Genomic DNA, 21,844 nt, shown 5'->3' on the forward strand with positions numbered 1-21,844 from the left:
CCGTTTGTCGCTAGACGTTCTGGCGTTCTTCGGGAAGCACCCGAGCGATCACCGGCCGGATCGTCAGCCCTTGCACGATAATCGAGAACACGACGACAGCATAGGTGATCAAGAGGATCGGCTGCTTGTAAGGCCCTTCGGGCAGGCTGAGGGCGAGCGCCACGGAAATTCCGCCCCGCAGGCCGCCCCAGGTGAGGATGCGGATCACACCAGGTAGAAAGTTTGCCCGGATCGAGAGGAACTTGATGGTGATAAACACGGCCGAAAAGCGTGCCAGCAGCACCACCGGGATGCTCAAGAGCGCCAGCCCGATCAGGTTTGGCTCGAGAACGACGACCAGCACTTCGAGACCGATCAACAGGAACAGCACCGAGTTGAGGATCTCGTCGATCAGCTCCCAGAACTGGAACACATGCGTCCGGGTCTGATCGCTCATGGCGAAGCGTGCACCGTGATTACCGATGAACAACCCCGCGATCACCACGGCGATCGGCCCGCTCAGATGCAGCCTGAGAGCAATCGCGTAGATCGCTGTCACCAGTGCCAGGGTCAGCAGCACTTCGATCATGTGGGCGTCGATAACCCGCATCAGCCGATAGGCGATATAGCCCCCGACGATCCCCAATAACGCGCCTCCGCCGGCCTCTACAACAAACAGTTGGAGGATGGTCAGCGCCGTCACCGGTTCAGCCGGGCCATGGGCTCCGGTGCCCAGCGCAATGGTCAGGATGATGGTGAAGACCACGACGCCAACCCCGTCATTGAACAGGGACTCGCCGCCGATCTGCGCTTCGAGTGAGGCGGGCACCTTCACCGTCTTGAGGATGCCGAGAACCGCGACCGGGTCGGTCGGCGAAATCAGCGCCCCGAAGACCAGCGCCCAGATGAACGGCAGATCGACCCCGAAAAAAGCGAAGGCCGCCCATGTCACGATACCGATCACGAAGGTCGAAAAGACCACGCCCACGGTCGCCATGATGCCGATGACCAGGCGTTGCGATGCAAGCTGCGAGAAGTCGACATGCAGGGCGCCAGCAAACAGCAGGAACGAAAGCATGCCATCCATGAGCGTCTTGTCGAAGTCGATGCTGTTGAGCGCCGAGGTTGTGACTTCGCGGACCGGACTGCTGGGATCGATGGCGTCGATCGCGATGACCACAAAGGAGGCCAGCAAGGCGATGATGACCAGCCCGATGGTGTGTGGCAGGTGAAAGTAGCGATGGTTCACCCAGCCGAACAGGCCGGAAAGGCCGAGCAGAAGTGCGGTGATTTCAAGCAGGGACAACATAAGGCGAACCTTGTTTGGCGTACCGTTGCGGCACGTCCTGGTGATCAGGGCAGATCGAGGTTGCCTTCCCCGATGATCACCGCGTCGCCTCCAATGGCGGCGTGGTTCAACCGGCCTTCCTCGATCTTGAATTGCAGACGGATACGCGAGGGCCGGTTCATCTCGACACCCTGGCGCAGGGTGAAGGCGTGCTGCCCCTCACCTAGATTGGAAAAGGCGGCTATGGCGCCGGCCAGCGCAGCCGCCGCGGACCCGGTCGCCGGGTCTTCGTCTATCCCCATCATCGGCGAAAACATGCGCGCGGCGAGATCGCAATCCTTCTCTTCGGGCGTCTGGGTATAGACATAGACACTCGACTCCTTGTCCCCGAACACATCCTGCCAGCCACGGCGTTCGACTTTAATGGACCGCAGCGCGGCCGCGTTGGCCACGGGGATCAGCGTAAAGGGCACTCCGGCAGAAAACCTGCTCGGGGGGTGGCTCTCAAACCCGATCTCATCTGGTTTCAGGCCGAGCACGCTGGACAACGCGTCTGCGTCTGGCGCCGGGCCTGCCTCGACGGGCAGTTGGGGCAGCGTGAAGCGCGCATTGCCCGAGGTCTCTGAGAATTTCTCGGTGATGGCGGTGATGACCCCGATCTCTTCTTCGATCCGGACCGCGGTCGAACGATGCCGAAGACCCAGCAGCACCGCCGCCCCAACCGTTGGATGGCCGGCAAAGGGGAGTTCGCGGGTCTTGGTGAAGATGCGCATGGAGGTCAGGTGCCGGGCATGGCGCGGGCGCATCAGGAAGACGGTTTCGCTGAGATTGAACTCGGTCGCGATGCGCTGCATCGTCAAAGAATCGATATCGTCGGCATCAAGCACGATAGCGAGCGGATTACCCTCGAGCTTTTGCCGCGTGAAAACGTCGAGAATGTAGTAGTGCAGCCGCATTTGCCCCTCACACAATGCGCGCAGTCTGAGAGATTCCCGGCGCAAGTCAACAAGTCGGCGCGCCACAAGGTCGCCAATAGGGGCTTTGTTGCATCCAACGGCTCAATTTCAGCCGCATCACCAGCCCTATCCGGGGTAACCGCATCAGCCATTTGGTCGCTTGCAGGGGTGGGGGCCGTGCCTATTCTCGCGGCCATTCAACCTGATCGCCCTAGGAGGGTTCCATGATCTTTGTCACCGGTGCATCCGGCCAGCTTGGCGGCCTCGTCGCCGACGGACTGGCCGAACGCGTCGATCCCTCGACTGTCACTCTCGGCACCCGTTCGCCGGAAAAACTCAGCGCATACAAGGCCAAAGGCTTCAATGTCGTCGCCTTCGATTTCGATGACCCGGCGGGCATGACTGCTGCTCTCCATGGCCATGACCGCATGCTCCTGATTTCAGGTTCTACCGATATCGAGACCCGCAAGCGGCAGCAGCGCGCGGCCATTGACGCGGCAAAAGCCGCCGGGGTTTCGCATATCGTCTACACAAGCTTTGCCAATGCGAGTGACCAGAGCAAATTCACCTTTGCCTGGATTCACGCCGACACCGAGGGCTGCCTCGCGAAGGCTGGCCTGGGCTATACAATCCTGCGCAACAACAATTATGCCGACCTTCAGGCCGGCGCCATCGAGGAAGCCCGCAAAACCGGCAGGATCGCCCTGCCCGGCCATGCCGGCAAATGCGCCTATATTACCCGCGCCGACGCCGCTGCCGCCGCTGTCGCGGCCCTGCTGGCCGACAATCCGGGCAATGCGGTTCTCGACATCACCGGCCCCGCCGCCTACTCCGCCAAAGACCTCGCCGCCATGCTCACCGAGATCTGGGGCAAACCGGTCGAGGCGGTCGAGATCGACAGTGCAGCGTTTGAGGACAAGCTGGCCCCGGCCGGGTTTCCCCCGTTCTACGTCGAAGCCTTTCACGGCATACGCGGCGCTACCGGCGACGGTGAATACGAGAGCGTGAGCGACGATTTTGAAAAGCTGACAGGTCGTAAGGCCGAAGATTTCAAGCAAGTCGTCAAGCGGTTGGCTTAACCCTCTACCGGCGCTGGCGGGAGGCCGTAATCTCGCCAGCGCGGCATACATTCAGTTAAGCGATCACTTTACCATTGACGCAGCCTCTTCCATCTGAATAGTTAAGTGCATGACTAACTATCAGAGCCAGATGGATCGGGTGTTTCACGCGCTTGCGGACCGCAATCGCCGCGCCATGATCGACCAGCTCAGCCATTCCACTCTCACCGTCTCCGAATTGCGGGAGCCGCTCGGCATCTCTCTGCCGGCGACCATGCAGCACCTTGCGGTGCTCGAGGAGGCAGGGCTCGTGCGCAGCCGCAAGCAGGGGCGCGTTCGCACCTGCGAGCTCGATCGCTCGGCCCTGTCGGAGGCGGAGAAGTGGATCCAGCACAGGCGGGAGTTCGTCGGGCGGCAACTCGATGCGCTTGGCGCCTTTCTGGCCAGTGAAGACAAGCAGGAGGACACTGACAATGACTGACCGCAGCGTGGTCCACGCCACATTCACTCTCAAACGCGACTATCCCGCCCCACGCGCCAGGGTTTTTGCCGCCTTCGCCGATCCCGAGAAGAAACGCCAATGGGCCTATGGCGCGCCCGAGGGCGGGCACGCGCTGGATTTCCGCGTCGGTGGCCGCGAGACGGTGAACATGCCTGGTCCGGGCGGCGGCACCTTCACTTACGAGGGGGTTTATCAGGACATCATCGAGGGTGAGCGCATCGTCTACACCTACACCATCGATTTCGGTGGCGGCAGCGCGGCGGTGACCATGGCCACGGTCGAGCTCGCCGATAGCAAGGATGGGGGCACCCATCTCAAGTTCACAGAGCAAGGCGCCTATCTCGACGGCTTCGACGGCCCGAAATTCTGGGAAAGCGGCACCACTTCCCTGCTCGACCGGCTCGGCCAGTCTCTCGCTGACTAGCCCCAGGATCGATCGAATGTGGGCCGAGTTCGATTCGTGCATGCGGCGTCGGCAAACGCCGCATGCCACAGGCGCCAAGCAGCTTTGAAGAAAATTTGAGAATTCGCGGAACCACCGTTTGTCATGATCGCCGGATATGCTGTCCGCTCAATGCCAGGGAGGGCGGCGATGACAATCTCAATCGGCACATTCAATCTCAACAACCTCTTCTCCCGGTTCAATTTTCGCGGCACGGTTGCTGAATCTCCCAGCGTGTCGAGCGGCGGGATAACCCTGAGTTTCGAGGCCGGGGGCGTGGATGTGCGCTCTTTCATGGGGCGGCTGGTCAAGGAGAAGGAGCCGGCCGAAACGCAGATGATCGCCGACCGGATCCGCGATGCGATGCAGGTCGATGTGCTCGCCGTGCAGGAAGTCGAGCACATCGAGATCCTCAAGCAATTCAACCACGATTATCTGGGCGGCGCCTATCGGGAAGTGGTTCTGGTGGAAGGCAACGACACGCGGCTTATCGATGTCGGGCTCCTGTCGAAACTCCCGGTCGGCTCCATCACATCGCATCAGACCGCGCGGCACCCGGATGCGCCCGAAAAGCGGGTGTTCGGGCGGGATCTGCTGCAGGTCGAGATCCTCGACGATCAGGGCCGGAAGCTGTTCACCGTCTACAATACCCACATGAAGAGCCACTACGTGCCCTTCAACGAGGATCCGGTCGCGGGTGCAGCGAAAGCCAATCTGCGGCGACGTCAGCAGGCCGAAATGATCCGGGACATCATCGCCCGCGAGGAGCGGACCGACGCCCGGTATGTTGTGCTGGGCGACATGAACGATCCGCCCGACTCACCCGACCTGGCACCGATGCTGCATATCGAAGGCAACGACCTCGTCAATGCCCTTGACCATGCCGTCGAGACGCGTCCGCCCAAGGCGGAGAGCCCCGGTCAGGGCCCGGGCCCGCAGACCGCGACCTGGACCCACCGGTTCAACCCGCCCGGGCCCGCTTTCCCCGAATATGAGCAATTCGACCAGATCTGGTTGAGCCCGGCCCTCGCCCCGACCCTGGCCGGTGCCCATATCGACCGTCGCACAAAGCATGGCGGGGATGGGAGCGATCACGACCCGGCCTGGATCGAACTTGATCTCTGATCTGAGGCGGCAATACCCCCACAAACACAAACAGGCGGGCCGGAGCCCGCCTGTTTTGGCCTGTGCTACAGGGCATCACACAGGCCGCTGACAAGCTATCGATCTCAACCGGGAAACCGTTTGAGACCGGTTCTTGATCTCGCCGACCAGTTCTCAGCCTAGTCGATCAGTTCTCAGCCTAGTCGACTAGTTCTTGGCCTTGTCCACCAGGGCGCCGGCTTTGATCCACGGCATCATGCCGCGAAGCTTTTCACCGACTTCCTCGATCTGGTGGGCATCGTTGTTGCGGCGGATGCCTTTGAAGCGGGCGGCGCCGGCCTTGTATTCCTGCATCCACTCGGAGGTGAACTTGCCGGACTGGATGTCATCGAGAACGCGCTTCATCTCGGCCTTGGTGTCCGCGGTGATGATGCGCGGGCCGGTGACGTATTCGCCCCATTCGGCCGTGTTCGAGATCGAATAGTTCATGTTCGCGATGCCGCCCTGATAGATCAGGTCGACGATCAGCTTCACTTCATGCAGGCACTCGAAATAGGCCATTTCCGGGGCGTAACCGGCTTCGACCAGGGTTTCGAACCCGGCACGGATGAGTTCGACCAGACCGCCGCACAGCACGGCCTGCTCGCCGAACAGATCGGTTTCGCACTCTTCCTTGAAGGTGGTCTCGATAATGCCCGAACGGCCGCCGCCAACGCCCGAGGCGTAGGCGAGACCCAGATCATGGGCATTGCCGGTGGCATCGTGATGAATGGCGATCAGGCATGGCACCCCGCCGCCCTTTTCGTACTCGCCACGCACGGTGTGACCCGGCCCCTTGGGGGCAATCATCAGCACATCGACCGTGTCCTTGGGTTCGATCAGGCCGAAATGCACATTGAGGCCGTGGGCGAAGGCCAGCGCGGCGCCGTCGCGGATATGCGGGGCGATCTCGTCGCGGTAGATGTCGGCCTGGAGTTCATCCGGGGTGGCCATCATCATCAGGTCCGCCCATTCGGCGGCTTCCTTGACCGAGAGGACCTTGAGGCCGTCGGCCTCGACCTTCTTGGCGGTCGAGGAACCGGGACGCAGGCCAATGGCCACGTCGGTCACACCGCTGTCGCGCAGGTTGAGCGCATGGGCGCGGCCCTGGCTGCCATAACCGATGATGGCGACCTTTTTGGATTTCAAGAGGTTGAGATCGGCATCCCGATCGTAATAGACGCGCATAAATGCCTCCTTTGGCGTTTGTCGTTTGGGGCTCAGAGCCCCGATTTCTCACGCCCGTAAAGGGCGAAAAACTGTTCGGCGGCGCGGGCAGCCTGTTCGCTGAGGGACTTCGGGCTGAGATCCAGCCGGTCGCCCAGGAGCAGCCGGATCTGGATATCGCGCACCGTGAGACCGAAAAGGGTCTGATAGGTCATCTCGGCATCGGCGAAGCGCAACAGCCCTGCCCGCTTGCCAGCTTCGAGCACCGGCTTCAACCGCCGCCCCAGCGCGTGGCGGCCATTGGCCAGCACCACCTCGCCGAGGTCGTCCGCACCGCTCGCCGCATGGCTGATCGCCAACCGGTTGAGCGCAACCGAAACATCACCGGCCAGCACGGTCAAAAGCGAATGGGTGAACTCGCCGATATAGGATTTGAGGGTTTCGCGGTCGATGACGTCGCCGGGCACCGGCTCGGCCTTCACCTTGGCCGCCTGCCACTGAACGGTGGCGACCAACAGGCCCGAGCGGTCGCCGAACCATTTGTAGAGCGTTTCCTTGGAGCAATGGGCGCGGCGGGCGACGCCGGTCATGGTCAGGCGGTCGCCCTGCTCGACAAGCAGCCCGAGCGCGGCGTCAAGCACCTCGCGCTGACGCTTGGTCAGCTTGTGGCTGTCGATCTTGTCGAGTGTCGCGGCCATGCCTGTCCCCGGAAGTGCCAATCGATCCACGGCGCTCATCGCCACGAACCGGCCTCCTCCATTCGATTCGTCCGCAACGCCACTCACCCGCCTCGATCCGGCAGCATCTTCACATTGCGCGCCGTACCGTAACGTACGGTACGGCATTGTCAAGACGGCGATGTTACGGATCGTGATGCGTTCCGCGCGTCGGATATGCCGTTCTCATCATCGCCGTGGTTTTCGGCGCCAGCGACCCTTCCCGGGACAGCCGGCGTGAAACCAGTTGCCGGGAATCGGGCTTGCAGCAATCATCCCCAAAAAAAGGATGGCTCATGGGCAAACTTGCAATCGTCACCGGCGGCGGAAGGGGGATCGGCGCCGCGATCTGCCGGCTTCTGGCCGAGGCGGGTCACGATATCTGCGTCAACTACCAGTCCGACCGGCACCGGGCCGAGGCGGTCGCGGCGCAATGCCGGGCGCTCGGGGTCAAGGCGCAGGCGATTCAGGCCGATGTCGGCGACCGGCGTGCCGTCGCTGCCATGTTCGTCACCTGTGACGAGGCGTTCGGGGCGCCTTCGGTGTTGGTCAACAATGCGGGGACCGTCGGCGCGCGCGGCAGGCTCGTCGATCTCGAGGAAACCGCCCTCACCCGCGCCTTCGCGACCAATCTGTTCGGTCCCGTCTATTGCATGCAGGAGGCGATCCGGCGCATGTCCAGCGAAAAGGGCGGTCAGGGCGGATCGATCGTCAATGTCTCCTCGATCGCCGCAACCCTCGGCAGCCCGGGCGAATATGTGCATTACGCCGCCTCAAAGGCCGCGCTCGACGCGCTGACGGTCGGCCTCTCCAAGGAAGTCGGCCCCGAAGGCATCCGGGTCAACTCGGTACAGGCCGGCACCGCCGACACCGAGATCCATGAGCGCGAGGGCAACCCCGAGCGTCCGGCCATGGTCGCCGCCACCGCGCCCCTGCGCCGCATCGCGACCCCCGAGGACATCGCCGAAGCCGTTGCCTGGCTCGCCTCCGACAAGGCGGCTTATACGACAGGCGCGGTGCTGAGAGTGGGTGGCGGGTTGTAGGCCTCGATTACAGCTCCCGCCCGTCGAGACCCCGCTGCAGCTTTCGGATGATCGCGCCGATTTCGCCAGACGCCAGGAGCCCCGGCCCGAGGGGACCGGAACGGTTCTCGCCGATCGGGGGAAGCGTTTGCAGTGCCGTGCGGGCCGCTGCCGTCAGATGTCCGAGTTGCCACCGGATTTCATCCTCACCCGCCTGCGGGTTGTCAGGATTGGCCAAGGCCGCTGCTCGAGAGGCATAGGCAGCGGCACCCAGTGCATGCGCACCCATGTGACAGACCGCCGAAGCCTGTCCCGCCGCCCGGGCGGCCGCCTTTGGGGCCGGGTTCGCCCCTATGGCCGCGCTTCCACCTCCGAAACGCCGGCGAATCTCGGCGGCGGTATCGAGTTCGCCGCGGGCATAGGCCCGGCATCGCTCGATGGCCTCGCGCGGGCGATTGTCATCGGGTTGTTCGGCCTCGAACACCCACAGCACCCGCTCGGCGCAATCCGCGGCCCAAGCGGCCACAAGCCGCCGGTCGGCTTCGCACAGCGTCTGGATGGATAGTGACATAGCGGTCTCGGTAGATTTGCTGCCGAAGGCAGACGGGATGACAATATCCCCGTCACCGACAAGCTTCAACGATTGGTCCGACACGCCAGGCTTATGCCTCCACCGGCGCGGCAAAGACGATGATCGCCACGGCGATCATGACGCCAAGTGCAAAAAGGGCGAGGCGTGAAGGATGTGCCCTCCCCCCGGCCTTCAGCGTGACCAGCAGCGCCTGAAGGCTTTGCAGGCCGTAATAGAGAACGAAGGCCTTGGAGGCATAAGTGATGATCTCGAAGATATCCGCGCCCCAAGTGGCGGCGATGGCCGCACCAGCAGTCACGAGGTATCCGATGGCGACACTCACCCGTTTGCCGCTTGTCTCGGCAATCAGCCCGCCCGCGCCGTTGAGATCGGCCACGGCGGCGGAAAGCTGGGAGGCAATGGCGGCAACGATGACCAGTGGCGCCACCAGCAAGCCGACGCCTGTCAGCGCATCGATGATGGCGGTTTCACCGCCGAGGTCGACAAGCCCGGGCGTGAAGTGCCGGGTCGCCAAGAGGATGAACCCCACATAGATCGCCGTCGCGATCCATTGCGCCCGGCGCATGGTGCGGATGCGTGTCGGGCGGTCATAGGCATCTCCGAGATAGCGCGACGTCTCGAAGCCCTGCACCAGGATCAGGAGTCCCAGCCAGATTCGAACATCCTCCAGCGCGCCGGCGGTCGGCAAGTCCGGCCAGGCGAACCGCCCTGTGGCCACCTCCCCCAATTGCCCTGCGAGCAACGCTGCGCACAGGCCGCCGATCACTGCCAGCTTCAACCCGACCGAGAAAGTCTCCAACCGCTCGAGCGCACCCAAGCCGCGCAGCGCTCCGAGCAGGCCGAGAGAACCGATTACGGCTGTCGACAGCGCCTTGATCCACAGGTCGTCATCAAGCCCGGCGCCCCTCAGCGCGAAGGCAGCAAGCAGGTTCAGGTAGTAGGCAACCGAGATGAAATAGGCGAGGGCCAGCGCCAGGTCGGAAGCCCATTCGATCGCGCGCATGGCCGGGGCGGGCCGTCCGGCCAGTAGCGGCTCGACCACCCGAATATTGTGGCGGATCACATGACCGTAGAGATAGCCGAGCGCGCACAGCCCCGCGACCGCGACAAAGGCCCAGCGCCCGGCAATGTCGGAGAGGATCGGGCCGGCGACCAGAAAGCCCGAGCCGATGATCGAGGCCAATGGTGTCACCGTGGCGCGCCATTCGCCCTTGGCTTGCAGGCGCGGCCAGAGCAGCGCTGTGGCAAGGCCCAAGGTCACCAGTGCAAGAACCCAGTCGCCCACCTGTCTCCCTTTCGCCCTTGACCAGTTGTCCGGCGCGTACGCGATTGCGCCGCGCTTTGAGCGGTCTACGCCGCCCGTGGCGAATTGCAAGTTGCAAATCCCCGCAGTTCGCGCGCCATGGACGAGATCGAATTTTCGACTTGCGCAAAAGGCTTTAGCACAACACCATGGGGCCGAACGGACCAAACGGGCGGACGTGAGACTTGAGATTTCAACGGCTCTTTCGAGGCGGCCTGTTGGCCTTTGCCATTGTCCCTGGTCAGCTGGCCGGATACCCTAAGGCAAACAGCAGCAGCGGCGTTTCCGTATCGGGCAGGTCCAGCACAGTCTTTAGCGTATTGTCGTGAAAGCCTGCGACCGGCACGCTTGCCAATCCGATTGATGTTGCCATCAGCTGCATGTTTTGTGTCGCGGCGCCGGCTTCCATCGCCAAGAACCGTGCACCGTGGTCTCCGGCCGGGGTCTGGGCGGCAAAGGCCTCGTCCATGCGTGCCGTATCGCCACTCAGGCAGACAATCGCCGCCGCGCTGCCCAGCCAGGGCTGATCGCCGATGGCGGCAGCCTCGATATCGGACGCCATCGAGCCGGATCTCAAAAGCGCCAATCCCTCCGTGTCTGGCGACCAGGAATAGAGCCCGGTCTCAAGCCCGCTCACTCTTTGTGCAGCGACCCGCACCGCCAGCGGATGGAGCGCGTGCGCGGACGGTGCCGTGCGCTCGCCATTTGGTCCCGTGACACCCTGTGCGGCCCACAGCAATTGATCGAGCGCGGTGCGCTCCACGGGTTCCCCGGCGTATTTGCGGATGGTGCGGCGCGCCTTGAACGCGGCTATCAGGGAATTTTGATCGAGTGCGTCGCCCGTCATGGGATTCGTCCTTATTCAGGATTTGGGCTCAGCCGCGTTGGCCCAACCGGGTCAGCAGCGCATGGATCTGTCTTTGTCCCGCCTCGTCCATCCGGCCATCTACCAGCCTGGCGATCGCGGGGCCATAGACAGCCCACATCGCGCGGCGCATGGCCCGGCCAGATTGGGTGATCGCTACCCAGTGCCCCCGCCCGTCGGCATCATCGGGAAGACGGTCAACCAGCCCCTTGTCCTGCATGCGCTGAAGCAGCCGCGAGACGTTGTATTGGGCCAGCAACATGCGATCCACAAGCTGATAGGGGCGCAAACGCCCCTCCTCGGCTGTCGCCAGTTCATGCAGCACGTCATACCATTCGAGCGGTGGCAGCCCCGCCGCCTTGAGGTCGCCCTCGACCGCTTCGTGCAATTGCCGCGACACCCGCATCAGGCGGGACCATGCCGCGATAGCCGACGCGCTCGGTTCGGTGTGATCACTCATGTCCCGCTTCTAGTCCTTTAATGCAGTTGCATCAAGCTTGACTCGATACATGCAAGTGCATATATGCCTTCTCGATGCAACTGCATATATGGAGAGATCGAATGAAACAGGAATTGTGCAAGCTGGCCGATATCCCGGCCTCGGGTACCCTGCTGGTCCCGTTCTTCGGGCGCGAACTGCATGTATTCCGGCGTGGCGAACAGGTGCGGGCCGTGGCCAATACCTGCTTGCATTTCGGGGGACCGCTCAGCTGCGACGATCAAGAATTGGTCTGCGCCTGGCATGGCGCGCGCTTTTCTCTCGACAGCGGCAAGCGTGTCAGCGGTCCGTCACCAAAGAACAGCCGGCTCATGACCATCTCCACCCGTGTCGAAGGCGACGCCCTGTTCTATGTGTGGGAGGAATGAGATGCTGACGCTGATCTCGCACGCCCTTTGCCCCTATGTGCAACGCGCCGCGATCTCGCTGGCCGAAAAGCAGACACCCTTCGAGCGTCGAACCATCGATCTTGCGGACAAGCCGGACTGGTTCACGGCCCTTTCGCCCCTGGGCAAGGTACCTGTTCTGCTCGTCGAACAGCCAGGTGAAACAACCGTGCCGATCTTTGAATCGGCGGTGATCCTCGAATATCTCGAAGACACGCAACCGCATCCGCTCCACCCGGCGGCCCCGCTCGAGCGGGCCCGGCACCGCGCGTGGATCGAATTTGGTTCTGCCATTCTCAATGGCATTGCCCGGCTTTATTCGGCACCGGACGAAGAGGCATTCGTGAAGGCGTCAGAATCGCTTGCCGGGATGTTTTCGCGCGTTGAATCCGAGCTGGCGGCCCGCACCTCCTCGCCCTGGTTTTTTGGCGAAGCCTTCTCGCTGGTCGATGCGGTTTATGGCCCGATCTTTCGGTATTTCGACAATTTCGACCAGATCGGCGATTTCGGCATTCTGAGGGACAGGCCGACGCTTGCGGCCTGGCGACAAGCGCTTGCCAATCGCGCTTCGGTCAAGGGTGCGGTCTCGGACGACTATCCCGCGCGTCTCGACGCGTTTCTCGCCAAGCGCCGTTCCCATCTGTCGGTCCTGATGGGCCCAACCGATCACAGGCCGATATCGGCGGCGTAGGCCACTGGGTCCGGGCCCGCATTGCGGGCTCGGGCTTTATCGGCGCAGCGCCGACTCGGCCCTCAGGCGCTTGTCGATGCCCAGTCCCTTGGTCGGATCGACAAAGGCCGTGCCCGCAATCATCTTGGCCAGCACCTGCTGGATCGGTCCGACCTTCATCAGATGCACCAGCACATTGTCCCTCAGGAACGGCATCATGGTGCTGTCGGACTGGTAGAACGGGGTCAGGCGCATGGAGAGCATCTGGTAGATGCGGATGTGGCGGCGTCTCAGCGCTGCATATTTGTTTAGCGCAGCATCGATGTCGTCGGTCGAGCGCAGCGCCACGCCGAGCGCAGCCGCGTCAAGCAGAGCCATGTTCGCACCCTGCCCCAATTGCGGACTTGTCGAGTGAGCACTGTCACCGACAAAGGCGATGCCTTTTCCGGCCGGCACCTTGAGCGTGTGGTGGCCATAAATGGCGGGCACCAGGTCTTCGATCCGGTGCACCTGGTTCGCATGGGCCGTGGCCTTGGGCCAGTAGCTTTCGATCTGCTTTTTCCACCCCGGCAGCCCCCCAATCTTGAGGCCTTCGGATTCGTTGTGGCGGATGCTCCAGAAGAACGCCGAGAGCGGCACACCGTCCTGACGCAGCTTGCCGATCGGCAGGATGCCGATCATGACGCTGGCCTTGTCGTAGCACTGCATAAGGGTGTTCATGTCGAACCCCTCGACATTGCGCCATTCCGTTGTGGTCCATAGCGCGCCATAGGGCAGCAGCTTGTGATTGGCCGGGGTCCGGGCGTGGCGCAGCAGCGGAGTGCGCGCGCCGAGGCAATCGACCACGAGGTCAAAACGCCCGCGCAGCTGGCCGGCATCATCGATCAGTTTGACCTTGGGCGCGTCGGAGTGATCGATATCGGAAATCGTCACGCCGGTCTCGACGGTCACACCGGCCTGGCGCACAGACGCCAAAAGCACGGAAAAAAGCACCGCCCGGTGCAGGCCCAGCCCGTGCTGTTCCTTGCCGAGCGCCGAATAGGACACATCGAGCACGGTGCGGCCGGACCCGGCGTCATGCCCTTTGAGACGATGGATGGGCTGACCCAGCGCACTGAGCGGCTTCAACAGCCCCAGATCGGCCATGACGGCCTGTCCCGTGGGCTGAAGGATCAGTCCCGAGCCCACGGCCTGCGGTGAATCGAACCGCTCGAACACTGTCACCGCGTGACCGAGCCTGAAAAGATAGAGGGCGGTCGCAAGACCTGCCGGTCCCGCACCCGCCACGGCGATATTGAGCCTCAACGCCATACATGCCCCAACCTGCCAGCGACCGGGATAGCAGCATGATGCCGCCCGGCTTGCAAGGCGGCGCTTCGCATGCCGCTCCGCTTAACGCAACCGTTATTGTCCGGCAGGATTAAGGGCGATGAATTCGAGGATGGTTCCGGAAAGCCCCTCGTCTCCGGTATTGATCGCGGCAGTGATCGAAATGTGATTGTGCCCGAGCGCCGTGTAGACCGGTGGCAGCCGTCCGTCCCGGTCCGTCAGCGCATCGATCATGGCGCGGTTCTGGGCGTGGATGGATTCCATGTCATATTCGGCATAGGCCAGCAGGGCGGGGATTTTTCTCCCCTCGAGCGCATCGATGGCGGACATGGCCGGCCAGGCCGATTCATCCATGCCGTAATAGGCGAGATCGACAAAGGGATTGAGATTGGCGCTGTCATAAGTCGGGCCCGACACGAGGATCATGCCGGCAACGCCGTCGGCCTCAAGCTGCAAGTCTTCGAATACGGCATAGTTGACGACATGGGCCGCACCCGCCGAATGGCCCATCAGGAAAATCCTGTTGATATCTCCGCCATGTTCCTCGGGATGTTCACGCAACCAGGCAATTGCCGCAGCCAAGTCCTCGGAACCCGAGGGAAATCTGAATTCGGGTGCGAGACGGTAACTCAGCGACGCCGTGACCACTCCGTGGCGCGCGAAATAGTAGCCAATATTGGTGCCATCGCTCTTGTCGCCCTGCACGAAGCCACCGCCATGCATGAAAATCAGGATCGGCGGCGGCGCATCGTCGGCGGCTTCAGGAACGTAAAGATCGAGCACATTGCGGGGGTGATCGCCATAAGCGAGATCGGGTTTCACCGTCACGCCATCGGTGGGCATCTGCGCCTGTTTCGGGCCATAGATCGCCATGGTGCCGCGGATGACGTCCATGGTCAGCTCGGTGCCCATGGCCTCGATTTTCGCGGCGTCGTCTTGTGACATCCCGCCTGGCTGCGCCAGTGCCGCCATTTCTCCCCCTGCCAGTAATGCCGCCGCCACGCCCAGCGCGGCGATGCGCTTCATCAGTCCCATGTCGTTCTCCCGTTCTTCGGCACGATAGGAAAACGCGGGGCGCGCGCCAAATTTAAGCACGCACCCGGGTGTAATCGCTTGAGTAGCAGAGGAGCCTAGCTGCCCGGGTTGAGGGCCTTGCGGTATTTGCGGGCCGCTTCGGCGAAACCATAAAGCAGCGCATCAGAGGTGATGCCATGTCCGATCGAAGCTTCGTCTACATGGGGCACGATCGCCATGAAGTCCGGCAGATTGGCGAGGGTCAGATCGTGCCCCGCATTGACGCCGAGCCCGGCCTCATGCGCTGCGCGCGCGGTCGCCGCCAGTTTTTCGAGATGCTTGCGCCCTTCTGCCGTGCCGCCGAGCGCGCCATAGGGGCCGGTATAGAGCTCGACCCGGTCTGCGCCGACCGCTTTTGCGCGGGCCGGCATGTCGGCGTCCTCATCAACGAAAAGCGACACGCGAATGCCGGCAGCCTTCATCCGCGCAATGGCGGGTTCGAGAACGTCGCGATGGGCATCGACGTCCCAGCCATGGTCCGAGGTCGATTGCTCCGGGCTGTCCGGCACAAAGGTCACCTGGTCCGGCTTTGCCGTTTCGACCAGCGCCAGGAAGTCCTCGGAGGGATAGCCCTCGATGTTGAACTCGGCTTTCGGAAACTCATCGCGGATCAGCGCCACAAGCTCGCCGACATCGGTCTTGCGGATATGGCGCTCATCGGGGCGAGGATGCACGGTGATGCCATCGGCGCCCGCCTCGAGCACCACGCGCGCCAGCCCGGTGACGCTGGGCCAGGGCAGATCGCGCCTGTTCCGCAACATGGCAACGGCATTGAGGTTGACGGACAGGGCGGTCATGGCGTGTTCCGGAATCGATACGAGGCGGGAGAGCGATATTGGCAATCGCGTGTGACGAACGCAAGAACAGTCGGACGCAAGGTTGGTCAACCACCCTCTCCGCCCCGTACTCCGGTTACGCCGCAGCGGTGCGCCCTTGCTCCTCGCGGACTGGCAGCAGCTGGGCAATGCCGAAGGCGATCTCGACCACCAGGAAGCCGATGATCAGCCAGCTTGCGCCATTGAGCAGCGCGTTGAACTGCCATGCTGCGAACAGCCAGCGCGCCGCCGCGTCATAGCGTCCGAGCAGCGCCGAGTTGAGATGCAGCCTCGCCAGCGCCCAGACGACGACCACCGAACCGAGGAGGTTGGCGAACAGGATCGACACGGTGTTGAGCGGGGCGAACTCCCCCGGCAGGCCGAGACCGGCATCGAGCCCCTGCAGCACGCCGTACAAAAGCATGAGCGTCCATGGGGTCATGAAGCCGGCAGTGACCACGAGATCGTAGATCGCGCTCATGCGGACGATGGCGAGAAAACGGGATTGGGAAAGCACTGTCTGTCTCCTTTGACGTTTGGCTTTCCCGGGGTGTAAAGGTTGGAGCAAACTCTAAGGTCAAGGCTTATCCGGGTTGGGGCACTGCATGCAGATCGGCGAACTCTCCGAACACACCGGCATCAGCCGGGACACGCTGCGCTATTATGAAAAGCGCGGGCTGATCCGCGCCCATCGGCGCCCCAATGGCTATCGGCACTACCCCGAAGAGACCGTGCTGCTGCTCGATTTCATTTCGACCGCCAAGGCACTGGGGTTCTCGCTTTCTGAGATCGAGGCCGAAATTCCCGAAATCCGGGCAAACGGGCTCGGGCCAGAGCGGGTCGCCGAGGTCCTGACCGAGAAGATCGAGGCGATCGACCAACGGATATCGGACCTCACCCGCATGCGGCGCGCCCTCACCCAAAGGCTCGCAGCCGCCTGCCCCCTGATGCGCGCCGGCCAATCGACGCCCACGGACAAGGCCTGAGTTGATTTTGTCGTCACATACCCCAACTATCGGTTATCAAGGGACGAAGTGACGAAGCGGCGCGTCACGCCAACAGGATCGCATTGGGTTATGCAGGAGAAATCGCCGCAAGCGGCGCTCGAGGCGCTGGTCAACCGGCAGGCCGGGCGCAATGGCGTCCATGAACTGGCCGTCAGCGTCTATGACGGGCAGAGCGGGCAAAGCGCGCACGCCGCTGCCGGCACTGTTGGCGAGGCGCTGATGACGCCTGACACGCCATTCTTCATCGCCAGCACCACCAAGCTCTTCGCGACCGCGATCATCATGCGGCTGCGCAAGCAGGGGAAACTCACCCTCGACGACAGGATCGTCGACTATTTTCCCAAAGGCGCGCTGACCGGCCTGCATAAGCTCGACGGGCAGGACCGGACCGGCGAGATCACTATTCGCCACCTGCTCACACACACATCCGGGATCGCTGACTATTTCGAGGGCAAACGCGCGGACGGCACCCGTTTCGCCGACGCCATGCTCAAGGGGACCGACAGCAGCTATTCGCTGGAGGACGTGCTGGAAGCCGTGCGCGATGATCTGACGCCGGCCTTCGTTCCCGGGCAGAAGGGCAAGGCGCTCTATTCGGACACCAATTTCCAGCTTCTGGGCGGCATTATTGAGAGGATTACCAATCATTCCCTCGCCGCGGTGGTCGATACGCATATCGCCATCCCGCTGGGGCTCAAAAAGACCTATCTGTTCACGCGCGACAAGGCCCTGGCCCACGGCAATCCGCTCGACCTGCGCAATGGCTCGGAACTGATCCAGGTTCCCCGCGCCATGCAAAGCGTAAGGCTCGACGGCGGTGGAGTCTCGACCAGCACCGAACTGCTGCGGTTCCTGAGGGGCTTTTATTCGGGCGAGATCTTTCCCACCGATTATCTGCCGGAGATGACCGGCGAATGGCGGTCGATCTTTTTCCCGCTCGAATACGGCGTCGGCCTGATGCGCTTCAAGCTGCCCTGGTATTTCTCGCCCTTCCGCAAGGTGCCGACCTTCTGGGGGCATTCAGGCATTTCGGGCGCCTTCGCCTACTGGTGTGCCGACCGCAATATCTATATCGCCGGCACACTCAACCAGTTGGCCAATCGGTCACTGCCCTACCGCTTCTTGATGCAGGCCTATGGCAAGGTGGCCAGCAGCTAATCTCAATGCGCCGCCTGGGCCTGTTCGAGGCTCTCCACCACTTCGATCACGACGCTGCCCCGTTTACGGCCCGTATCGACATAGGCATGGGCTTTGGCCATGTCGGCCAGCGGGTAACGCCGATCAATAATGAGCCTGATCGCCCCCGCCTCCGCCCAATCCGCGAGAAGACGCAGATCCTTTGCCTTTTCATGCGGCTTGCGCAGGCCGGTTGGGGCAAAGATCGCCCGCTTGCCCTTGCCGCCCAATATCCGGCCCATCAGCATGCGCGTCACCGCCGACAGCGTGGGCACCGTCGTCAAATAGACGCCCTGCCGGTTGAGGACCGGCCGGCAATGCCCGAAGCTCGATTTCCCGACAGCGTCGAAAATCACATCATAGCGCCCAGCGCCAAGGGTAAAATCCTGTTTGGTGTAATCGATCACCCTGTCTGCCCCGAGGCCCAGCACCATGTCGGTGTTTCTCCCCGAACACACGCCCGTCACCTCGGCACCGAGACGTTTGGCGATCTGCACCGCCAGAGAGCCGACATTGCCCGACGCGCCGTTGATCAGCACCGTCTTTCCGGGCTCGACCCGGCCGTGATCGCGCATGAACGGCATGGCTGTCAGAAACCCTTCGGCCAGCCCCGCGGCCTCGCCATGGCTGATGCCTTCGGGCTTTTTGGCCAGCGCCCCGTTCTCGCACAGCGTGATGTATTCGGCATAGGCGCCAAGCACCTCGCAAGTCGCGCCGAAAACCTCATCACCGGGCTTGAAGCGGGTCACGTCCTTGCCCACGGCCTCGATCACGCCGGACAGCGAGTCGCCTAACACCTGGTTCTTGGGCCGGATAAAACCGGCAAAGAACCGCACGATGAAGGGATCAGCCTTGCGATAGGCGCAATCGGGCGGGGTCGCGACTGTCGCGTGGATACGAATGAGGACCTGGTTATCCGCGGGGACCGGCTTCGGCAGTTCCGCGAGCCGCAGCACTTCGGGCCCGCCATAGCGTTCGGCAAGGATCGCCCTCATTGGTCCGCCTCCCCTCTATCGGGTGTCCATTGGAACACCTCGGTGACCGGCACGCCAAAGGCGTGGGCGATGCGAAACGCCACTTCGAGCGAAGGCGAATAGCGCCCCTGTTCGATGGCGACGATGGTCTGCCGGGTGACACCCGCCTTTTCGGCAAGCGCTGCCTGGGTCATCTCGCCGGCATTGAACCGCAATACGCGGATCGTATTGGTGATGCTGGATTGTCCCTTGCCCATCGGGTCACCCGATCCGGTAGTAGACGAGCCGGGAGCCGGCCTCGATGGCCCCAGCCAGCAGCGCACCGCCGAACAGCACATGGATGGCCGGGGTCGCCTCCCACCCCATGGCAAAGGCTACAAGGGTGCCGAGCATGCCGATCGAGGCAACGAGATAACCATTGCCGAGCGCCTTTGCGCTGACCAGCCGGTCGCGCTCATCGGTCGCTTCGTCCTTGACCTCTTCACCTCGCAATATGGAGGCCAGAATGACGGCCAGGATCATGCCGACGATGTTGAAGATCACCAGAAAGCCGATCACCCACAACAGCTTGACCGCTGCAGCAGAAACACCGGCCTCGAGCCCGCCCGCTGCCATCAGATCGTTCGCCAGCCATATTCCCGCAATGATGCTGCCCAGCAGCGACACAACCGCGTTGAGTTCCTTGAATGTCATGCCCAACCTCCGTCGATCGGCAGATTTCAAATCTGGCGAGACAGGTAAGCTTTGCATGACACCATGTCAAGTTTGTTTTACATCTTGTCGGATAAATACGACCAAACGACATGTTTTCCCGACACACTTGTAGGCAATCACCGCCGGCACCGTGGCGAATCTCAGCGCTTAATTCGCGGCAAGATCAGGATCAATCGCGATGACTGCCTTGCCCTGCACTGCGCCTTTTCCGATCCGATCGAGCGCGATATGGGCCTCTTCGAGCGGGTAGACGGCATCGATCTCGGGCGTGATGGCCCCGTCCCTGACCATTTCCGCCAGTTCAGCGAATTCGGCGGGCCGCGGGCGCCACATCAGCAATCTGACGGCCCGGTTACCATTCTTGTCGGTCGGTGCCCCCAGCATCACCGCCTTGAGGATCGCCCGCAACGTGCCGCCGACCATCACCAGGACACCACCGGGGTTGAGTACGCCACGATAGCGCTTGAGCGAACGCCTGGCGACGCAGTCGAGGATGAGGTCATAGGTCTCGCCGGCACGGGTGTAGTCGGTTCCCTGATAGTCGATGGTGCGATCGGCGCCGAGCCGCGTCATCATTTCGGCCTTACTGCCGTGATCGACAGCGGTCACGTGCGCTCCGGCGCGTTTCGCCAGCTGGATGGCATAGCTGCCGACCCCGCCGCCTCCGCCATTGATCAGTACGCGGTCCCCGGCCCCGACCTCGCGATAGTCGCGCAGCCCCTGAAGGGCCAGGGTTGCCGCCTGCGGCAGGGTGGATGCCTCGATCAGGCCAACGCCGTCAGGCAGTTTGGCCAAATGCTCGGTTTTGACGGTCGCGTAGTCGGCAAGGCCGCCCCAGCCTGATTCAGAGAGATCGCCCAACACCCTGTCGCCCGGTGAAAACCCGGACCCACCCGGCCCCACAGCCTCCACCACGCCTGCAAAGTCACCGCCAAGCACCCGGTGGTTCGGCCTGAACGGGCCGTCGAACCGACCCATCAGATTGCCACTCAGCTTGTCCCAGTCCCAGGAATTGATCGAGGTCGCGCCGATGCGAACCAGCACCTCGCCATTGCGCGGTGCGGGTACCGCCCGCTCAACCACGTGCAGCCGATCAGCGCCGCCATAGCGATCATAGGCGACAGCGCGCATGGTTCTGCCGGTCAAGGTCAGCCTTCTTGAGGCATGTCGATGACAACGATGCCCTTTTTGTCGCCCGCCTCGACATAGCGGTGGGCGGCACCAATCTCCTCAAGCGGAAAATGCCGATCGATCGGCACCTTGATGGCACCGGACGCGACCAGCGCCGCGATCTCGGTCAGGTCGTCCCGGCCTTCGCCGGCGAGCTTGAACAGCACGCGCTTACCGTCTTTTTTCGAGGCGAAGAGCCCCTGCATCATCTGTGTGAATTTGGGATTGCCGAGGAAGAACCGGCCGGTATCCGTGAGCGAATTCATGGCGCCCGTGAACGGCGCGACACCGACAACATCAATAATCACGTCCCAATGGCGGCCAAGGCGCGTAAATTCCTCTTTCTGGTAATCGATCACGTGGTCCGCGCCGAGTTCGCGCAGCATGTCGAGCTTGTCGCCCCGGTCGACCGCGGTTACTTCCGCGCCTGCCCGCTTGGCAAATTGCAGGGCAAAGCTGCCAATGCTGCCTCCGGCTCCATTAATCAGCACGGTTTCGCCGGCCTTGATGTCGGCATGGCGCACGAAGTGGAGCCCGTTGAGGCCGCCTGTCGGGATGCCAGCCGCCTCGGCATAGCTCACGCCATCGGGGATGGGCACGATGGCCGCGTTTTCATTGAGCGCCTTGAACTGGGCATAGGCGCCCATCGAAAAACTGGTGGAGCCGAACACCCGGTCGCCCGGCCTGAAACGGGTGACGTCCTTGCCGGCCTCGACGATCTCTCCCGCGACTTCCATGCCGAGCACGGGATTGCGGGGTTTGAGGATGCCGAAGGCAATACGGGCCGGGATCCAGATCCAGTTGGCCATCTTGAAGGACCGGCATTCGCAGTCGCCCAGGGTCACGGTCGCATTGACGACGCGGATGAGGACCTGGTTGTCCTTGATCACAGGTTTTTCGATATCGGCGATGCGCAGCACCTCGGGCGGCCCGTAACGCTCACAAAGTGCTGCCTTCATTTCCCCTCCTCCGGTCATCCGCGTCGCCTGCACGGAAG

26 protein-coding genes are annotated in these 21,844 nt (G+C 62.7%); 9 read left to right on the forward strand and 17 right to left on the reverse strand.

The annotated features are described in order from the left end of the window. Positions 1 to 10: 10 nt before the first annotated feature. Positions 11 to 1,288, reverse strand: a complete 1,278-nt coding sequence (locus G489_RS0101760) for a cation:proton antiporter (protein ID WP_081691341.1) — start codon at positions 1,286 to 1,288, stop codon at positions 11 to 13. A 44-nt stretch (positions 1,289 to 1,332) separates the two neighbouring features. After that, positions 1,333 to 2,223 (reverse strand): PhzF family phenazine biosynthesis protein, encoded by an 891-nt coding sequence (locus tag G489_RS0101765; RefSeq protein ID WP_029040067.1) that lies wholly within the window; start codon positions 2,221 to 2,223, stop codon positions 1,333 to 1,335. A gap of 224 nt (positions 2,224 to 2,447) precedes the next feature. Here G489_RS0101765 and G489_RS0101770 point away from each other — a divergent pair, with 224 nt between their 5' ends. The 4 genes from G489_RS0101770 (at position 2,448) to G489_RS0101785 (ending at position 5,350) form a co-directional block, all read left to right on the forward strand. Beyond that, complete coding sequence (locus tag G489_RS0101770) at positions 2,448 to 3,302, forward strand: NAD(P)H-binding protein (RefSeq protein ID WP_029040068.1); 855 nt, start codon at positions 2,448 to 2,450, stop codon at positions 3,300 to 3,302. 109 nt (positions 3,303 to 3,411) lie between these two features. Further along, the gene (locus G489_RS0101775) at positions 3,412 to 3,762 is read left to right on the forward strand and encodes an ArsR/SmtB family transcription factor (RefSeq protein WP_029040069.1); all 351 of its coding nucleotides are present in this window, start codon (positions 3,412 to 3,414) and stop codon (positions 3,760 to 3,762) included. Further along, positions 3,755 to 4,207: an SRPBCC domain-containing protein gene (locus G489_RS0101780; RefSeq protein WP_029040070.1), complete on the forward strand. Its 453-nt coding sequence runs from the start codon at positions 3,755 to 3,757 to the stop codon at positions 4,205 to 4,207. The genes G489_RS0101775 and G489_RS0101780 overlap by 8 nt, the downstream gene beginning before the upstream one ends. A 168-nt stretch (positions 4,208 to 4,375) precedes the next feature. After that, positions 4,376 to 5,350 (forward strand): endonuclease/exonuclease/phosphatase family protein, encoded by a 975-nt coding sequence (locus tag G489_RS0101785; RefSeq protein WP_029040071.1) that lies wholly within the window; start codon positions 4,376 to 4,378, stop codon positions 5,348 to 5,350. 186 nt (positions 5,351 to 5,536) lie between these two features. Here G489_RS0101785 and ilvC read toward each other — a convergent pair whose 3' ends face one another. Next, entirely contained in the window at positions 5,537 to 6,556 is a 1,020-nt protein-coding gene (gene ilvC / locus G489_RS0101790) for a ketol-acid reductoisomerase (protein WP_029040072.1), read from the reverse strand. A gap of 32 nt (positions 6,557 to 6,588) precedes the next feature. Then, positions 6,589 to 7,233, reverse strand: coding sequence for a TetR/AcrR family transcriptional regulator (locus G489_RS0101795; protein WP_029040073.1), 645 nt, complete (start codon positions 7,231 to 7,233; stop codon positions 6,589 to 6,591). Positions 7,234 to 7,547: 314 nt separating this feature from the next. On the opposite strand from G489_RS0101795, the gene G489_RS0101800 reads away from it, so the two are divergent. Beyond that, complete coding sequence (locus tag G489_RS0101800; RefSeq protein ID WP_029040074.1) at positions 7,548 to 8,294, forward strand: glucose 1-dehydrogenase; 747 nt, start codon at positions 7,548 to 7,550, stop codon at positions 8,292 to 8,294. A 7-nt stretch (positions 8,295 to 8,301) separates the two neighbouring features. On the opposite strand, the gene G489_RS0101805 is transcribed toward G489_RS0101800, so the two are convergent. From G489_RS0101805 to G489_RS0101820, 4 genes are all read right to left on the reverse strand, one after another. Then, positions 8,302 to 8,844 carry a putative immunity protein gene (locus G489_RS0101805; RefSeq protein WP_035871162.1) on the reverse strand — a complete coding sequence of 181 codons (543 nt, stop codon included), beginning with the start codon at positions 8,842 to 8,844 and terminating at the stop codon, positions 8,302 to 8,304. Between the two features lie 91 nt (positions 8,845 to 8,935). Further along, positions 8,936 to 10,150, reverse strand: a complete 1,215-nt coding sequence (locus G489_RS0101810) for a hypothetical protein (protein ID WP_029040076.1) — start codon at positions 10,148 to 10,150, stop codon at positions 8,936 to 8,938. A 259-nt stretch (positions 10,151 to 10,409) separates the two neighbouring features. Next, on the reverse strand, positions 10,410 to 11,015 hold the full coding sequence (locus tag G489_RS0101815; protein WP_051332198.1) for a nitroreductase family protein: 606 nt from the start codon (positions 11,013 to 11,015) through the stop codon (positions 10,410 to 10,412). 28 nt (positions 11,016 to 11,043) lie between these two features. Then, entirely contained in the window at positions 11,044 to 11,493 is a 450-nt protein-coding gene (locus tag G489_RS0101820) for a MarR family winged helix-turn-helix transcriptional regulator (RefSeq protein WP_029040078.1), read from the reverse strand. A 101-nt stretch (positions 11,494 to 11,594) separates the two neighbouring features. On the opposite strand from G489_RS0101820, the gene G489_RS0101825 reads away from it, so the two are divergent. Together G489_RS0101825 and G489_RS0101830 are read left to right on the forward strand one after the other, a co-directional pair. After that, complete coding sequence (locus tag G489_RS0101825; protein ID WP_035871168.1) at positions 11,595 to 11,900, forward strand: Rieske (2Fe-2S) protein; 306 nt, start codon at positions 11,595 to 11,597, stop codon at positions 11,898 to 11,900. A 1-nt stretch (position 11,901) separates the two neighbouring features. After that, positions 11,902 to 12,609, forward strand: a complete 708-nt coding sequence (locus G489_RS0101830) for a glutathione S-transferase family protein (RefSeq protein ID WP_035871171.1) — start codon at positions 11,902 to 11,904, stop codon at positions 12,607 to 12,609. A gap of 36 nt (positions 12,610 to 12,645) precedes the next feature. Here G489_RS0101830 and G489_RS0101835 read toward each other — a convergent pair whose 3' ends face one another. From G489_RS0101835 to G489_RS0101850, 4 genes are all read right to left on the reverse strand, one after another. Beyond that, positions 12,646 to 13,899: an FAD-dependent oxidoreductase gene (locus tag G489_RS0101835; protein WP_029040081.1), complete on the reverse strand. Its 1,254-nt coding sequence runs from the start codon at positions 13,897 to 13,899 to the stop codon at positions 12,646 to 12,648. A gap of 93 nt (positions 13,900 to 13,992) precedes the next feature. Beyond that, positions 13,993 to 14,952 carry an alpha/beta hydrolase gene (locus G489_RS18680; RefSeq protein WP_051332199.1) on the reverse strand — a complete coding sequence of 320 codons (960 nt, stop codon included), beginning with the start codon at positions 14,950 to 14,952 and terminating at the stop codon, positions 13,993 to 13,995. Positions 14,953 to 15,047: 95 nt separating this feature from the next. After that, entirely contained in the window at positions 15,048 to 15,788 is a 741-nt protein-coding gene (locus G489_RS0101845; protein ID WP_029040082.1) for a pyridoxine 5'-phosphate synthase, read from the reverse strand. Positions 15,789 to 15,903: 115 nt separating this feature from the next. Further along, entirely contained in the window at positions 15,904 to 16,323 is a 420-nt protein-coding gene (locus tag G489_RS0101850) for a hypothetical protein (protein WP_029040083.1), read from the reverse strand. A gap of 88 nt (positions 16,324 to 16,411) precedes the next feature. Between G489_RS0101850 and G489_RS0101855 the strand changes: the two genes are divergently transcribed. Both G489_RS0101855 and G489_RS0101860 read left to right on the forward strand, forming a co-directional pair. Continuing rightward, the gene (locus G489_RS0101855; RefSeq protein WP_029040084.1) at positions 16,412 to 16,792 is read left to right on the forward strand and encodes a MerR family transcriptional regulator; all 381 of its coding nucleotides are present in this window, start codon (positions 16,412 to 16,414) and stop codon (positions 16,790 to 16,792) included. Positions 16,793 to 16,882: 90 nt separating this feature from the next. Then, complete coding sequence (locus G489_RS0101860) at positions 16,883 to 17,971, forward strand: serine hydrolase domain-containing protein (RefSeq protein ID WP_029040085.1); 1,089 nt, start codon at positions 16,883 to 16,885, stop codon at positions 17,969 to 17,971. A gap of 2 nt (positions 17,972 to 17,973) precedes the next feature. Here G489_RS0101860 and G489_RS0101865 read toward each other — a convergent pair whose 3' ends face one another. The 5 genes from G489_RS0101865 to G489_RS0101885 all read right to left on the reverse strand — a co-directional run bounded on the left by G489_RS0101865 (position 17,974) and on the right by G489_RS0101885 (position 21,806). Next, entirely contained in the window at positions 17,974 to 18,984 is a 1,011-nt protein-coding gene (locus tag G489_RS0101865) for an NAD(P)-dependent alcohol dehydrogenase (RefSeq protein ID WP_029040086.1), read from the reverse strand. Next, the gene (locus tag G489_RS0101870; protein WP_029040087.1) at positions 18,981 to 19,220 is read right to left on the reverse strand and encodes a helix-turn-helix transcriptional regulator; all 240 of its coding nucleotides are present in this window, start codon (positions 19,218 to 19,220) and stop codon (positions 18,981 to 18,983) included. Before G489_RS0101870 ends, G489_RS0101865 begins: the two co-directional genes overlap by 4 nt. 4 nt (positions 19,221 to 19,224) lie before the next feature. Further along, entirely contained in the window at positions 19,225 to 19,656 is a 432-nt protein-coding gene (locus G489_RS0101875) for a hypothetical protein (RefSeq protein ID WP_029040088.1), read from the reverse strand. Between the two features lie 168 nt (positions 19,657 to 19,824). Continuing rightward, complete coding sequence (locus tag G489_RS0101880) at positions 19,825 to 20,823, reverse strand: NAD(P)-dependent alcohol dehydrogenase (RefSeq protein WP_155889283.1); 999 nt, start codon at positions 20,821 to 20,823, stop codon at positions 19,825 to 19,827. A gap of 2 nt (positions 20,824 to 20,825) precedes the next feature. Next, complete coding sequence (locus tag G489_RS0101885; RefSeq protein WP_029040090.1) at positions 20,826 to 21,806, reverse strand: NAD(P)-dependent alcohol dehydrogenase; 981 nt, start codon at positions 21,804 to 21,806, stop codon at positions 20,826 to 20,828. Positions 21,807 to 21,844 lie beyond the last annotated feature (38 nt).

Source organism: Cucumibacter marinus DSM 18995, assembly GCF_000429865.1.
Lineage (GTDB): Bacteria > Pseudomonadota > Alphaproteobacteria > Rhizobiales > Devosiaceae > Cucumibacter > Cucumibacter marinus.